The 13361-nt window shown below is 58.1% G+C and carries 15 protein-coding genes and 1 tRNA gene; 7 read left to right on the top strand and 9 right to left on the bottom strand.

What is annotated here, in order from left to right; translation table 11 throughout:
- Positions 1-11 precede the first annotated feature (11 nt).
- On the top strand, positions 12-899 hold the full coding sequence (gene cyoE / locus ACOYXH_RS20050; RefSeq protein ID WP_007916939.1) for a heme o synthase: 888 nt from the start codon (positions 12-14) through the stop codon (positions 897-899).
- A 387-nt stretch (positions 900-1286) separates the two neighbouring features.
- A complete protein-coding gene (locus ACOYXH_RS20045) occupies positions 1287-1778 on the top strand; it encodes a RidA family protein (RefSeq protein ID WP_007916938.1) in 492 nt (163 codons plus the stop codon).
- Positions 1779-2079: 301 nt separating this feature from the next.
- On the opposite strand, the gene ACOYXH_RS20040 is transcribed toward ACOYXH_RS20045, so the two are convergent.
- The 3 genes from ACOYXH_RS20040 to ACOYXH_RS20030 all read right to left on the bottom strand — a co-directional run bounded on the left by ACOYXH_RS20040 (position 2080) and on the right by ACOYXH_RS20030 (position 4280).
- On the bottom strand, positions 2080-2781 hold the full coding sequence (locus ACOYXH_RS20040; RefSeq protein WP_007949995.1) for a hypothetical protein: 702 nt from the start codon (positions 2779-2781) through the stop codon (positions 2080-2082).
- Between the two features lie 134 nt (positions 2782-2915).
- Positions 2916-3320, bottom strand: coding sequence for a GNAT family N-acetyltransferase (locus ACOYXH_RS20035; RefSeq protein WP_095125931.1), 405 nt, complete (start codon positions 3318-3320; stop codon positions 2916-2918).
- Between the two features lie 54 nt (positions 3321-3374).
- Positions 3375-4280 (bottom strand): LysR family transcriptional regulator, encoded by a 906-nt coding sequence (locus ACOYXH_RS20030; protein ID WP_095048380.1) that lies wholly within the window; start codon positions 4278-4280, stop codon positions 3375-3377.
- A 102-nt stretch (positions 4281-4382) separates the two neighbouring features.
- Here ACOYXH_RS20030 and ACOYXH_RS20025 point away from each other — a divergent pair, with 102 nt between their 5' ends.
- Positions 4383-5552, top strand: coding sequence for an acetylornithine/succinylornithine family transaminase (locus ACOYXH_RS20025; RefSeq protein WP_460065943.1), 1170 nt, complete (start codon positions 4383-4385; stop codon positions 5550-5552).
- 1 nt (position 5553) lies between these two features.
- Here the strand turns inward: ACOYXH_RS20025 and ACOYXH_RS20020 are convergent, their stop codons facing one another.
- The 4 genes from ACOYXH_RS20020 to ACOYXH_RS20005 form a co-directional block, all read right to left on the bottom strand.
- Positions 5554-5757, bottom strand: coding sequence for a type II toxin-antitoxin system Phd/YefM family antitoxin (locus ACOYXH_RS20020; protein WP_258709946.1), 204 nt, complete (start codon positions 5755-5757; stop codon positions 5554-5556).
- Positions 5758-5962: 205 nt separating this feature from the next.
- The gene (locus ACOYXH_RS20015; RefSeq protein WP_258708796.1) at positions 5963-7882 is read right to left on the bottom strand and encodes an alkaline phosphatase D family protein; all 1920 of its coding nucleotides are present in this window, start codon (positions 7880-7882) and stop codon (positions 5963-5965) included.
- Between the two features lie 71 nt (positions 7883-7953).
- Positions 7954-8691, bottom strand: a complete 738-nt coding sequence (locus tag ACOYXH_RS20010) for a hypothetical protein (protein WP_258708795.1) — start codon at positions 8689-8691, stop codon at positions 7954-7956.
- A 115-nt stretch (positions 8692-8806) separates the two neighbouring features.
- The gene (locus tag ACOYXH_RS20005) at positions 8807-9265 is read right to left on the bottom strand and encodes a hypothetical protein (RefSeq protein ID WP_256579889.1); all 459 of its coding nucleotides are present in this window, start codon (positions 9263-9265) and stop codon (positions 8807-8809) included.
- 25 nt (positions 9266-9290) lie between these two features.
- Here ACOYXH_RS20005 and ACOYXH_RS20000 point away from each other — a divergent pair, with 25 nt between their 5' ends.
- Both ACOYXH_RS20000 and ACOYXH_RS19995 read left to right on the top strand, forming a co-directional pair.
- Positions 9291-10037, top strand: a complete 747-nt coding sequence (locus ACOYXH_RS20000) for a hypothetical protein (protein WP_258708794.1) — start codon at positions 9291-9293, stop codon at positions 10035-10037.
- A 45-nt stretch (positions 10038-10082) separates the two neighbouring features.
- Positions 10083-10451, top strand: a complete 369-nt coding sequence (locus ACOYXH_RS19995; RefSeq protein WP_034156100.1) for a PH domain-containing protein — start codon at positions 10083-10085, stop codon at positions 10449-10451.
- A 12-nt stretch (positions 10452-10463) separates the two neighbouring features.
- On the opposite strand, the gene ACOYXH_RS19990 is transcribed toward ACOYXH_RS19995, so the two are convergent.
- Positions 10464-10793, bottom strand: coding sequence for a hypothetical protein (locus tag ACOYXH_RS19990; protein ID WP_150693183.1), 330 nt, complete (start codon positions 10791-10793; stop codon positions 10464-10466).
- A 139-nt stretch (positions 10794-10932) separates the two neighbouring features.
- A tRNA-Leu gene (locus ACOYXH_RS19985) sits at positions 10933-11017 on the bottom strand.
- A gap of 107 nt (positions 11018-11124) precedes the next feature.
- Between ACOYXH_RS19985 and queA the strand changes: the two genes are divergently transcribed.
- Together queA and tgt are read left to right on the top strand one after the other, a co-directional pair.
- Positions 11125-12189, top strand: a complete 1065-nt coding sequence (gene queA, locus ACOYXH_RS19980; RefSeq protein WP_158958315.1) for a tRNA preQ1(34) S-adenosylmethionine ribosyltransferase-isomerase QueA — start codon at positions 11125-11127, stop codon at positions 12187-12189.
- Positions 12190-12203: 14 nt separating this feature from the next.
- Positions 12204-13319, top strand: coding sequence for a tRNA guanosine(34) transglycosylase Tgt (gene tgt / locus ACOYXH_RS19975; protein WP_163004798.1), 1116 nt, complete (start codon positions 12204-12206; stop codon positions 13317-13319).
- Positions 13320-13361 lie beyond the last annotated feature (42 nt).

Raw genomic sequence — 13361 nt, 5'->3', positions numbered from 1 at the left:
GGTAAGACCCGATGTCGCTCAAGCACTTTATCCAAATCACCAAACCGGGGATCATTTTCGGTAACGTGCTTTCTGTGGCAGGCGGGTTTTTCCTGGCCTCGAAAGGGCATGTGGATCTGGCGGTGTTTCTGGCTGCCATGATCGGTACATCCCTGGTTGTTGCCTCCGGTTGCGTGTTCAACAACTGCATCGACCGCGACATCGACCTGAAGATGGAACGCACTAAAAACCGGGTGCTGGTGCAGGGCTTGATCTCCCTGAAACTGGCCCTGGTCTACGCGACCATCCTTGGTGTTCTCGGCGTTGCGTTGTTGTACAAGGTGGCCAACCCGTTGGCCGCTTTGTTCGCGGTGATCGGTTTCATCATCTACGTCGGCTTCTACAGCCTGTACCTCAAGCGTAAGTCGGTTCACGGCACGCTGGTGGGCAGTCTGTCGGGCGCCATGCCGCCAGTGATCGGTTACGTTGCCGTAACCAACAGCTTCGACATGGCCGCGCTGACGTTGCTGGTGATGTTCAGCCTGTGGCAGATGCCGCATTCCTACGCCATCGCGATCTTCCGCTTCAACGATTACCTGGCCGCATCGATTCCGGTGTTGCCAGTGAAGCGCGGGATTCAAGTGGCCAAGAAGCACATCCTGCTCTACATCCTGGCGTTCCTCGTAGCGACCTTGATGCTGACCTTCAGCGGTTACGCTGGCATGAGCTATCTCGCGGTGGCTGCGGCCATGGGCATGTACTGGTTGTACATGGCCTGGACCGGCTACAAGGCAGTGGATGACACAGTCTGGGCACGCAAGCTGTTTGTGTTCTCGATCTTCACCATCACTGCGTTGAGCGTCATGATGTCCCTGGACTTCAAGGTGCCGGCAGAGTTGCTGCTGACGTACGCGCCGTAAGGCTCAAAGGCTTGAAGAAAAACCCCGCACATTGAGAGATGTGCGGGGTTTTTTGTTGGGTGGCGTAAAGCCCCTCATCGGAACGCCGCCCGCCCAGCCCTCTCCCAGAGGGAGAGGAGGCCGACCGAGTTGTCTCGAGTCCACCGCCGACCTGCAAAGTCGTGGCGATTATGGATTCGGTAAAGTGCGTTCAGGTCGGTGTATGTCGTCAATATCCTGCGTTCGGTTCCCTCTCCCTATGGGAGAGGGCTAGGGTGAGGGTTGCGAGTGGAGTTCAAAACCCCTAGATTTGGATCCAACCCCGACAGTGATAGCACCAAGCCATTTTTCGGTGTTTTACTGCCGTGATTCGAGCTTCTTCATGCACTGATCAAAAGGCTGGGCGAAATGACTGAGAGGATGACCTGCGACGAGCGTTTTATTGCCCTGGCCCAAGAGCTGAACTACGACATCTATGGTGAGAACACCGCCGGCGGCAATTACGCGCCGCTGATCCGTCATCATGATGAGCTGTACATCAGCGGCATGGTGCCGCGCACTAACGGCAAGATTCAGTACCCGGGGCGTGTCGGCCTGGAGTTGACCCTCAAGGATGCGCAAGCCGCCGCGAGCATCAGTGCGATGCGTTGCCTGGCGCTGATCGTCGATGCCGTCGGTTCGCTGGACAAGATCAAGGCGTTGTTGCGGGTCACTGTTTACGTGAAGTCGACGCCGGATTTCGTTGACCTGAGCGAAGTGGCCAACGGTGCGTCGGACGTGTTCAGTCATGTGCTCGGCGATGCTGGCCGGCATACGCGCACCACGGTCGGTGTGTATCAGTTGCCGAAGAACGCAGCGATTGAAGTGGACATGATTGTAGCGTTGCATCCTTCGGCTTGAGGGTGGTTTGACGGCTTGCCCTCACCCTAGCCCTCTCCCAGAGGGATAGGGGACTGACCGAGGTGTCTTGCGCTATACATCGACCTGAGAGATTGAGGCGATTGTGGATTCGGCACCGCACTTTCATTTCGGTGCATCTCTTGAATATCTCACGATCGGCTCCCTCTCCCTCGGGAGAGGGCTGGGCGGGCGGCGTTCCGATGAGGGGATGGGATTTACGCCATTCCACTAATCCCCAGCCGAAAACCAAAAAGCCCTGCACTGAATCTCAGTGCAGGGCTTTTTCGTACAGCGCTGCGGATTACTGCGCGGCGATGCTATAGCCATCAAACGCAGTCTGCTGTTGCAATGCGGTGATGATGTTCTTGCGGTTCACTGCCTGCTCTGTACCCGCATTATCAACGAAGACTTCGCTTTCCAGTTCCGCTTCCTCACCTTCACCGACGAAGGTGAAGCCGAGGAACTCCAGCGCTGCACGGTCAACGTTCAGGCGCGAGCGTGGCGTGCGCAGTGGCAAGGTCACGCTGATGCCGTCCTTGCTGATGGTGAAGATTTCGACTTCTTTCTTCTTCGCAGCCTTGCTCTTGCCGCCGCTCGGATTGCTGATCGCCTGATGGGTCTGGTTCAGCACTTTCAGCGCGAGGCCGTAAACGATTTCCTGGAACGCCGGATCATCCTTGAAGCTGGACAGGATGCGGCCGATCGAGAACTTGCTGCTGAGGTCTTCAAGGGCGGCGAGGTCCGCCGCTTCAGCGTCTTTCAGCGCCTTGAGTTCGCCCATCAGCTCGTAGGCCTTGTCGTCATCGAAGCTGTCGTGAGCCTGACGGATCGCCGCGCGCAGCTCGCGGATCTGGTCACTTTCGCGGGTCGACTGGAACGCGTCCAGGACCATCTCGCTGATGATTTTGGCTTGTGGCAGGTGTTGTGAAAGATTGATGGAGTTTTCGTATTCCGCTTTGGACGATTCGGTGACTACGGATTCAGCGGTGTTGAAATCGGACATTGAAATTTCACTACTTTTTAACTTGAGTGGAGATGAGAAAACCCAAGGGCTTTTTCAGGCCGACTAATTTAGGGGAGCGGGGCGGCGTTGTCACGGAGCAACGGTCTGCCGGTCGAGTTTTTTCCCGGCGTGCGCTATTTCAGGCGCGGCCGTTCCATGGCAATCACCGAGGTCTCGAAACCCAGGCTGACGAAGAAAGCCTCAGCGCCCTCGCGCCCGGCACGCAGCACCCACGTGATATCCGGGTTGTCGCCCATGATGTGCTCGACCAGTGCGCGGCCAATCCCTGCACGCCGATGCTGGTCATCGACCACCACCATCGACAGGTAGCCGTTGGACAAGCCATCGGTGATCCCGCGAGCGAAACCGATGATGCGCTCACCCTTGACGGCGACGGCCGTGCGCTGAGAGTGCTCGATCAACCGGGCGAAGTGTTCAGCTGAGCCGGTGCGATGGCCCCAGCCATGCTGCCCGAGAAACTGCCTCACCGATTGCGTTTCGGCGGGCTGCAAATTGCGTACGTTGAGTGTGTTGTTCATCTGCTGTTCGGCTCCTTGTCAGCGATTCTTCCTGGGTGGCTGGTGCAGGTGACGTCAGGACTTCCCCCAGCGCTGCATGACAAACTCTACGAAACGACGAAGTTTCGGCAAGCGATAGCGATCCGGCGCATACAGCAGATGCATCGGTCTGCTGGGTGGCTGGAAATCGGCGATCACTTTCACCAGTCGGCCTTCGCGCAGGTCTTGCTCCACCAGCGCATCCGGCAGCATCACGATGCCCATGCCGGTGCGGGCAGCCTGATGCAGCCCGGCGGAGCTGTTGATCAGCATAGGCCCGCTGACGTCGACCATGATCTCCCCGTCGGGGCCGCTGAGGCGCCAGCGCTTTTCCACCGATTGCCAGTCGTCACCGGCGGGATAGGCGAACGACAGGCAGTCGTGTTGTTGCAAGTCTTCCGGCGTTTTCGGCATGCCGCGCCGGGCGACGTATTGCGGCGACGCGCACGCGGTCAGGGTGTAGTCGATCAAGGGCCGGGCGATCAGGTTGGACTGCTCGAAATTGCCCAGCCGAAACGCGACATCGAGGCCGCTTTCCAGTAGATCGGGACGGGTGTTGGTCAACACCACATCGAGTTTGACCTGTGGATAAAGCAGTGAAAATTCACTTAGCGCCGGCGCCAGCCGTTCAACGCCGAACGTCAGCGGCGCGGTGAGGCGCAGCATGCCTCGGGGTTGATCGAGGGTCTGCTCGGCGAGGCGTTCGGAATCGGCGACCAATCCCAACACTTCCAGGCATCGCTGGTAATAAACGCTGCCAAATTCGGTGAGGCGCTGGCGTCGGGTCGTGCGTTGCAGCAGTTGCACACCCAGCCGTTGCTCTAGCGCGCGCAAATGATTGCCAACCATGGTCGTCGACATATCGCACTGCAACGCGGCCGCCGTCATGCTCCCGGCTTCGACGACTTTGACGTACACGCTCATCGACTGGAACAGGTCCATTATCAAGCTCAGCTTTTAAATGAATGAAGTTTTGCCGAGTTTATCAAGTTTCGGTGGCTAACCATACTGCCAGCACACCGACCTGCACTGGAGTTTGAAGTCATGACCGCCGCCCTGATGAACACCTACCAACCGCTAGCCCTGAGTTTCACCAAAGGCCTGGGCACTCGCCTGTGGGATCAGGCCGGTCGCGAATATCTGGATGCGGTGGCCGGAGTCGCGGTGACCAACGTCGGCCACTCGCACCCGCGGATCGTTTCAGCGATCAGCGAGCAGGCGGGATTGCTGCTGCACACGTCGAATCTGTACAGCATCGACTGGCAGCAGCAACTGGCCAAACGGCTGACCGAGCTGTCGGGGATGGAGCGGGCGTTCTTCAATAACTCCGGTGCCGAGGCCAATGAAACAGCGCTGAAACTGGCGCGTTTGTACGGCTGGCGCAAAGGCATTGAGCAGCCGCTGGTAGTGGTCATGACCAACGCGTTCCACGGCCGCACACTTGGCACCTTGTCGGCCAGCGATGGCCCGGCGGTGCGCCTGGGTTTCAACGAATTGCCGGGTGATTTCCTCAAAGTGCCGTTCGGTGATCTCGCAGCGCTGGAACAGGTGCAGCAAAAACACGGTGAGCGCATCGTGGCGATTCTGGTTGAGCCGATTCAGGGCGAAAGCGGTGTGCAGCTTGCGCCGCCGGGTTACCTGAAAGCCTTACGCGAGCTGTGCAATCGCCATGCGTGGTTACTGATGCTTGATGAAATCCAGACTGGCATCGGCCGCACTGGCCGCTGGTTTGCGTTCCAACATGAAGGCATCGTCCCGGATGTCATGACTTTGGCAAAGGGACTGGGCAACGGTGTGCCGATCGGCGCGTGCCTGGCCCGGGGCAGGGTGGCGGATCTGTTTACGCCCGGGAGCCATGGCAGCACCTTCGGCGGCAATCCGCTGGCGTGTCGGGTCGGTTGCACGGTGCTGGACATCATCGAAGAACAGGGCCTGCTGGAAAACGCCCGGATTCAGGGGGAGCGGCTGTTGACTCGTCTGCGTGCAGAGCTGGCGGACAATCCCAACGTGCTGGCGATTCGTGGTCAGGGTTTGATGATTGGTATCGAGCTGAAACAACCGGTGCGTGATCTGACCCTGATCGCGGCGCGGGATCATGGACTGTTGATCAACGTCACGCGGGGCAAGACGATACGGTTGCTGCCACCGTTGACGATTGATGAGCGGGAGGTGGAGATGATTGTCAGAGGTGTGGGATGCGTCGTTCAGTCGTGATTCACTCTTCGATCAAATGTCTGACTTTGGCTTTTCCTGCACGCATTTCGCCGATCGATCTGATCAACCGGTCGGCGTTTGCGGGTGAGCGCATCAAGTAGGCTGTTTCTTCGAGTGTGTTGTTCTCGCCAAGAGGCATCATCACGACAGGCTTAGATTCTTGCCGAGATTGCGAAGTTAGCTCTCGATCCTCGCTGGATGCCAAGAACGTATGGAGGTGAGTACAGGATGACAAGGCGACACCTACTAGTGGTTGTTTCGCAGAAGGGCTTACTGCGAGCACGTTCAGTATCACTTAAGAACTCTGGAGACGTTTCTGAGAAGGTTGTATTCCTTGTCCACTGTCTCGGGCAGCGAGAAACCGCCGCGTTGTCGGCATTCGGCATTCCCGGTGTAGGAAAAAACTATGGCTAGTCCGGATAGTCCGCCAGATCCGGCGCCAGCATCCGTGTCTTCGCCTTGCCATTCGAATTGTGCTGAATGATCTCGCGCGGCTGCCCCTGTTCATTGAAAAACACCTGACCGATCCCCGCCGAATTCCATAAGCGTTCACCTGCCTCAGCATGTTCCGGCGTATACGGCACGATGCGCATGCGTCGGCGTTTGGTGAACCAGTTCAGCGGTGAGCGTGGCGAGTAGAGCCAGCGGTTGAGGCGGTCGAACCATTCCAGCAGGGTTTTCGGAAACTCGTTTTTGATCCCGCTGCTGGTGATCTGCCAGATTCGCGGCCCGGCCTTGCGGTGTCGGATAAGTACTTCGTAGACGAAGGAATAATGCACATCGCCCGACAGCACCACGTAGTTACCCGGTGTGCGCGAGTGGCGGAAAATATTCAGGATCACCTGCGCCGCACCGCGATGGGCCATCCAGTTTTCCGCGTCGACCAGCAGTGGAAAACCGCACCAACTGAAGACTTTTTGCACGGTTTCAATCAGCTTCACGCCGAAGATCGGCGCCGGGGAAACGATGATCGCTGACGGGTGATCGAGCAGTTCCTGCTGCAGTTCGCTCAACGCCTCCCAATCGAGCAGGCCCGAGGGTTGTTTGAGCGCCAGCTCGCTGCGCCAGCGGCGGGTACGGGTGTCGATGACTACCAGCGCCGGACTGCTCGGCAGGACGAAATGCCATTGCTGAAAGCGCAGCAAATCATCGATCAGAGCATCTTGCACCGGGCTGTCGAGATACTGGTCATCACCGCTGGCGCTCAGTCCCAGTGTTTTCTCCAAGACATCCTTGAAGGCATCGGGATTGTTGCCCCAGCCCTGACACAACATATAGGCGATCAACGCGTTGCCGATGATGCGTTTGGAGAACGGATGGCCGTAGGCCGTTTCCTCCCATTGCGCGGACAGGTTCCAGTCATCGGTGATGTCGTGATCGTCGAAAATCATCAGGCTCGGCAGATGCGCGAGCGCGCGGGCGACCTTGTCCAATCCAGCCTTGAACGCGTCGATGCGGGTCTGTTCGAGGGTGTAGCGCTTGAGGCGTTCGGGCGTCAGTTCGGGCGCTTGCGGATCGATCAGCGACCAAGGCGTCGGCGACCACACCAGCAGGTACATCGCCATGACTTCGGCGAACGTCACCAGGTGATTGTCAGCACTGCTGCTGGTGAAAATCGGCTTACGCGCACCGCCGAAAAATCGCTCGCGCAATGTCTCGTTGCTCTCCAGCGCCGGTAACAAATCCGCACGGTGGTAGTAACTGGCCGGGTGTTTGTAGAGCTTGGCGCTGTCGCTGACCACGGCGCCTTCGAGGTGTTCGTCAAACAGGCCAAGGCGTTCGATCAAGGCATGAATCGCCCGCAACATCGGGCCGGCCACGTCGTCGGCGTAGACCTGATCGCCGCTCATCATCAACAGGGCGGGGCGTTGTTGTGGATCGGTTTCCGTTGCCAATAATTGGTCGACGCAAAGCAAACCATCCGCCGCCGGGTGATGCGGTTTGCGGCAGGAGCCGTGTAGCAGTTGATCGATCCGTGAGCGCAGGACGAAGTTCGGACTGGTTGCATCGCCGTACAGCAGATGCGGTGCCCAGTCGGCGATGCCCTCTGCATTGTCGATCAGCAGGTCATAGTCGATACGTGTATCGCAGGGCAGGGCGCTGTCGAGAGAAACATCGATGAGATGAACAAACGCCTGACGACCTACGGGAATGACGGCGCATTTCCCGGCGTCGAGAGGAATGTCTCCTACACCTTGCAGGCGCAAGGTCAGCGCCAGTGGCCGCGTGCCGACCAGCCACATGACCACGCGCGTTGGCTCCAGCCGTCGCAACAGCGGGCCGGCCAGGACAGGAGGCAGCGGGATCAGGTCAGCGGGTGTCGAGGACATCGAGGGCAAAGCTCAAGGCGCACAGGCCGGCGATGATAGCGCAGGCGGCGCCTTGATCCCTTAAATAAGCCTTAAGAGTCGGCTTTTTGCACTTTCAGCGCCAACAAACGCCATTGCGCAGGCAGCGCGTCAACTCGCGGCTGCTCTTGCACGGAGCAATCGAAACGGTAGGTGACATCGTCGCCGTTCATGTTGCGCGCGGTGACGGTGTTGTTGAAGGTGTAGACCTGATCCTTGAAGCGGTGGCTGACCAGTGCCTTGCTGTCAGCAAAACGCGCCGAAGCGGGGAAGCGCAACGTGCTGGTCACAAACGGGCTGCACATGACATACGCGATCATCGACTTGTCGGCCTGTGCGTCGCCGCGCAATTTCTTGTTCAGCGCTGCCAGGGCCATGCGCCCCTGATAGTCGCTTTGATCCAGCACGGTCTGTAACCCGATTGATTTCGGCGCCCGGCTGGCGTAATTCGGCAACAGTGCGGAGTCGGCGGGAGAGGGCTTGTCATCCGGCTCGATGGCAGCAAAAGCCGGCGCATCCTTCAGTTCGGCAGCGGGTGTGACTGCCTCGGCTTCAGGCAATAGGGAGGTCGGCTCGATGACTTGCGTGTTTTCAGCCTGCGCCGCTTCGTAGTCATGCGACGAAGGAAACAACGACAACGTGATCGACAGCACTACCATCGCGACAATGAAACCACCCGCTGCGCCGACGATGTTGCCGTAGAAAATATTCCAGCTGCCACGGTTCTTGACCACCCAGCGCCACATGAACCCCCACACCGCGACAATCGCCAGAAAACGCAGAAACTCCATTTGATCCTTTCCTTAAACCTTCAAAACCTGAAATCAACGCACGCCCAAGGTGAACGCTGACGATGGGCGGCAAGATAACAAAACAGACGTGTAATGCCAGTGGCGATAGCAGTGCTCAGTGAAAATTGAGCGCGAAAAACGCCAGCGTCGTCACACCCGCAGCCAACCCACAGATGCCAGCGAAAAGTTGGCGAGCCAACGGATGCTCTGGCCGAGGGCGCCTGACCAGCCACATCCAGACGCCCGCCAACACGCCGAACGTGGTGATCATTTGCAACACGCTACTGGCAAGATTTTCCGGTGAGGGAGACACGTGCGAAGGGAAAAGGCCTGAACAGACCACCGAAAAAATCATTGCAACGATGAAGCCGCTGGCGGCACCCGCCAGGTTGGCGAGGATCAGGTTCCAGGCACCACGGGTCTGCACGACCCAAGCCCAAATGGCTGCCCAGACGAAAAAGTACAACACGGCCATCAAGGTGTTTCTCCCTCTGAAAATTGACTCCATCGAGGAGCTGGCGACCTCGTTACTGGCAGTGGACGGCAAGATAGCAAAATAGTAGCGTCGCGCCATCGCTCTTCTCTGTAATGGACTACCTATGCCTGTCAGAACTCATTTTTTGCGCCTGTTCTGCGCAATCACAATTGCCATCGCAATAACCCCCGCATTCGCCGCCGTGCAAGAACACCCGGAAAACAGCTGGAAGTATTACGCCGGCAACTGCCAGCGCGTGCTGGAAAAAATGGCCGACGTACAAAGCGGTCGGGCCACGGCCTACGACGTGATGTTTGCGCTGGAAAGCAACCTGCAGACCATGAATGAACACCGCTCCAACCTGACGCCCAATCACCAGGGCTCGCGAGAATTCGCCGAATGCGAAAACTTCGCGGGCCAGGCTGAATCAATCATTGCCCAAGGCAAAGCCGAGTTCGCCGCGAAAATGCAAGGCGCTGCGGAGGAAGGCCGCATCGCCCACCAGAACTCCCCCGAATACCAACGCGCCCGCGCCCTCGGCTACGGCGACGTCGGCGACATCTCCTTCCTGAAACTGCACGAAGACACCGACGGCGAAGCACGCCTGAAAACCATGTTGATCACCGTCGATGAAATCTGCGGCCAATACTTCCGCGCCACGCAATACGTGAAACCGTATGTGATCTATACGGTCCGGCCTTCTGACGGCGGTTGTGGTGAGGTGAAACGCGTGGCGGTGGTTGGCGGCCGATCAGTGGAGAAGGGCGATTACATTGATGAGAAGGGCGAGTTTCAGTATCTGGGTTGGAAAAAGCTTGTTGGCGCCGATGGCTTCCCGACGGATATCCGCGTGCTGAAAGCCCGTCGTTGAACCAAAGAAATACCGGGATGTTTTCTTGAAGATGAGGATGGACAGATGATCGACTTCAACAACAAAGGCTTCTTCAAACTCAAGCAGAACGATGAATACGCTGAACGCGTAAGCGCGCTGCTGCTGGATGGCGAAGAAGTGATCGACTCTTACAAGGCCATGCGTGACGGCGTGGTGTTTACCAACAAACGCATCATCGCGGTCAACGTTCAGGGGATTACCGGCAGCAAGAAAGATTTCACGTCCTTGCCGTACAAGAACATCGTCGCCTACTCCGTGGAAACCTCGGGCACGTTCGATCTGGATTCGGAGCTGGAGATTTACTTTTCGTCACTGGGGAAAGTGAAGTTCGAATTCACCGGGAAGACCTCGATGGTGGAGATCTCCAAGTACATCTCGAAGCATCTGCTGTAACGGCTCAGCCCATTACAAGATGTCTTTCAAGTAACCCTTCAGCGCGAGGAGCGGCTGATCCAGCTGCTCCAGCGAGCGCGCCTCGCTGAACTCAGCAGACAACTTGTGCAACTCACGCCCCAGCGGTTTCTCGACACCGCCCAAGGCGTCCATCGCCAAGCGCAGGCATTCGTTCATCTTGAACTGAATGGTCTCGACATCCCCGCGTCGCACCAGCAATTCGAAAATGTCTTTCTGGTAATCACCCATGACCATGTCGTCCCGCAAAATCGGGCTCAGGCCTTCTTCCTCATAAGCGAGCTTGAGGGAGAACAGGGCGACTGTTTCCAGTGACGTTTCCATGGGGGGGGGGATCCTTGGGTTTTCGGTTGACCAAGAAGCGGTGGATCAAAAGATCGCAGCCTGCGGCAGCTCCTACAACAGCAGCCACTTTCCGGCAGACGAAAAAAAAGGCCTTGCTAAGCAAGACCTTTCTTAATTTTGGTGCCCCGAGGGAGACTCGAACTCCCACTCCTTTCGAAAACGGATTTTGAATCCGCCGCGTCTACCAATTCCGCCATCAGGGCTCAATGGCGGCGAAGTATAGAGATGAGATTACCGTCGGTCAATCAGGTACATAGAGAATTTTCGATATTTCCGCTAGACTTTCCGGCCCTGCTAGACGAACCCCATCATGCGCGTTGCTGACTTTACTTTCGAGCTCCCTGATTCGCTGATCGCCCGCCACCCTTTGGCCGAGCGTCGCGGTAGTCGCCTGCTGACCCTTGACGGGCCGAGCGGCGCCCTCGCACACCGTCAATTCACTGATTTGCTTGAGCATTTGCGCCCGGGCGATTTGATGGTGTTCAACAATACCCGGGTGATTCCGGCGCGGCTGTTCGGGCAGAAAGCCTCGGGCGGCAAGCTGGAAATCCTCGTTGAGCGGGTGCTCGATACGCATCGCGTGCTGGCCCATGTGCGTTCCAGCAAGTCGCCGAAGCCGGGTTCGAAGATTCTTATCGACGGTGGTGGCGAGGCAGAAATGCTTGCGCGTCACGATGCGTTGTTCGAGCTGGGCTTCGCTGAAGAAGTGTTGCCGCTGCTTGATCGCGTCGGGCACATGCCGTTGCCTCCTTATATAGACCGCCCGGACGAAGGCTCGGATCGCGAGCGTTATCAGACTGTGTACGCCGAGAGACTCGGTGCGGTGGCGGCGCCGACGGCGGGGCTGCATTTCGATCAGTCGCTGATGGAAGCGATTGCGGCCAAGGGCGTTGAGACCACTTTCGTCACGCTGCACGTGGGCGCGGGGACGTTCCAGCCGGTGCGCGTCGAGAAGCTTGAAGATCACCACATGCACACCGAGTGGCTGGAAGTCGGCCAGGATGTGGTCGATGCGGTCGCAGCGTGCCGTGCGCGCGGTGGTCGGGTGATTGCTGTCGGCACCACCAGCGTGCGTTCGCTGGAAAGTGCCGCGCGCGATGGCGTGCTCAAGCCGTTCAGTGGCGACACCGATATCTTTATCTTCCCGGGCCGGCCGTTCCATGTAGTCGACGCCCTGGTGACCAATTTCCATTTGCCGGAATCGACGCTGTTGATGCTGGTTTCGGCATTTGCCGGTTATCCCGAGACCATGGCTGCCTACAAGGCCGCCGTCGACAACGGTTACCGCTTTTTCAGCTACGGTGATGCGATGTTCATCACCCGTAATCCCGCACCTACTGCCCCTAAAGAAACCGGCCCAGAGGAAACAGAATGAGTCGCGAATGTCGCATGTCCTTTGAACTTCTGGCCACTGATGGCAAGGCACGGCGTGGTCGCCTGACCTTCCCGCGTGGCACCGTCGAGACCCCGGCGTTCATGCCGGTGGGCACTTACGGCACGGTCAAGGGCATGTTGCCGCGTGACATCGTTGCCACCGGCGCAGAAATCATTCTGGGCAACACCTTCCACCTGTGGCTGCGTCCTGGCACTCAAGTGATCAAGGAACACGGCGACCTGCACGATTTCATGCAGTGGAAAGGCCCGATCCTCACCGACTCCGGTGGCTTCCAGGTGTTCAGCCTAGGCGCGATGCGCAAGATCAAGGAGGAGGGCGTGACCTTCGCCTCCCCGGTCGACGGCGCCAAAGTGTTCATGGGCCCGGAAGAGTCGATGCAGGTGCAGCGCGATCTCGGCTCCGACATCGTGATGATCTTCGACGAATGCACGCCGTACCCGGCTGACGAAGACGTCGCGCGCGTTTCGATGGAATTGTCGCTGCGCTGGGCTCAGCGCTCGAAAAATGCCCACGGTGAAAACACCGCGGCGCTGTTCGGTATCGTGCAGGGTGGCATGCACCAGGATCTGCGCATGCGCTCGCTGGAAGGCCTCGACAAGATCGGCTTTGATGGCCTGGCCATTGGCGGTCTGTCGGTGGGCGAGCCGAAGCACGAGATGATCAAAGTATTGGATTATCTGCCGGGCATGATGCCGGCTGACAAACCTCGTTACCTTATGGGCGTTGGCAAACCGGAAGATCTGGTTGAGGGTGTGCGCCGCGGTGTGGACATGTTCGATTGCGTGATGCCAACCCGTAATGCCCGCAATGGGCATCTGTTCATTGATACAGGCGTGCTGAAGATCCGTAACGCGTTCCATCGCCATGATGAATCGCCGCTGGATCCGACCTGCGATTGCTATACCTGCCAGAACTTCTCCCGCGCTTATCTGCATCACCTGGACAAGTGCGGCGAAATGCTGGGAAGCATGCTCAATACCATCCATAACTTGCGCCATTATCAGGTGCTGATGGCTGGTTTGCGCGAGGCTATTCAACAGGGTACATTGGCCGCCTTTGTCGATGCCTTCTACGCCAAACGCGGGCTCCCCGTTCCGCCTTTGGACTGAGTTTTCTGACCCCAAGATTCAACATTTGCAACTGGAGTGCTA

This window comes from Pseudomonas sp. Mb7, assembly GCF_054790525.1.
The sequence above is the reverse complement of the archived record's forward strand: the minus strand, read 5'-3'. Positions and strand labels throughout refer to the sequence as shown.

Excerpts from the sequence above, each read along its gene's own strand:
- ACOYXH_RS20000 (WP_258708794.1), top strand. The coding sequence starts at position 9,291 with ATGCCTGTCAGAACTCATTTTTTGCGCCTGTTCTGCGCAATCACAATT.
- queA (WP_158958315.1), top strand. The coding sequence starts at position 11,125 with ATGCGCGTTGCTGACTTTACTTTCGAGCTCCCTGATTCGCTGATCGCC.
- ACOYXH_RS20030 (WP_095048380.1), bottom strand. The coding sequence starts at position 4,280 with ATGGACCTGTTCCAGTCGATGAGCGTGTACGTCAAAGTCGTCGAAGCC.
- ACOYXH_RS20015 (WP_258708796.1), bottom strand. The coding sequence starts at position 7,882 with ATGTCCTCGACACCCGCTGACCTGATCCCGCTGCCTCCTGTCCTGGCC.
- ACOYXH_RS20040 (WP_007949995.1), bottom strand. The coding sequence starts at position 2,781 with ATGTCCGATTTCAACACCGCTGAATCCGTAGTCACCGAATCGTCCAAA.
- cyoE (WP_007916939.1), top strand. The coding sequence starts at position 12 with ATGTCGCTCAAGCACTTTATCCAAATCACCAAACCGGGGATCATTTTC.
- ACOYXH_RS20045 (WP_007916938.1), top strand. The coding sequence starts at position 1,287 with ATGACTGAGAGGATGACCTGCGACGAGCGTTTTATTGCCCTGGCCCAA.
- tgt (WP_163004798.1), top strand. The coding sequence starts at position 12,204 with ATGTCCTTTGAACTTCTGGCCACTGATGGCAAGGCACGGCGTGGTCGC.
- ACOYXH_RS19995 (WP_034156100.1), top strand. The coding sequence starts at position 10,083 with ATGATCGACTTCAACAACAAAGGCTTCTTCAAACTCAAGCAGAACGAT.
- ACOYXH_RS20005 (WP_256579889.1), bottom strand. The coding sequence starts at position 9,265 with ATGGCGCGACGCTACTATTTTGCTATCTTGCCGTCCACTGCCAGTAAC.
- ACOYXH_RS20035 (WP_095125931.1), bottom strand. The coding sequence starts at position 3,320 with ATGAACAACACACTCAACGTACGCAATTTGCAGCCCGCCGAAACGCAA.
- ACOYXH_RS19990 (WP_150693183.1), bottom strand. The coding sequence starts at position 10,793 with ATGGAAACGTCACTGGAAACAGTCGCCCTGTTCTCCCTCAAGCTCGCT.
- ACOYXH_RS20010 (WP_258708795.1), bottom strand. The coding sequence starts at position 8,691 with ATGGAGTTTCTGCGTTTTCTGGCGATTGTCGCGGTGTGGGGGTTCATG.
- ACOYXH_RS20025 (WP_460065943.1), top strand. The coding sequence starts at position 4,383 with ATGACCGCCGCCCTGATGAACACCTACCAACCGCTAGCCCTGAGTTTC.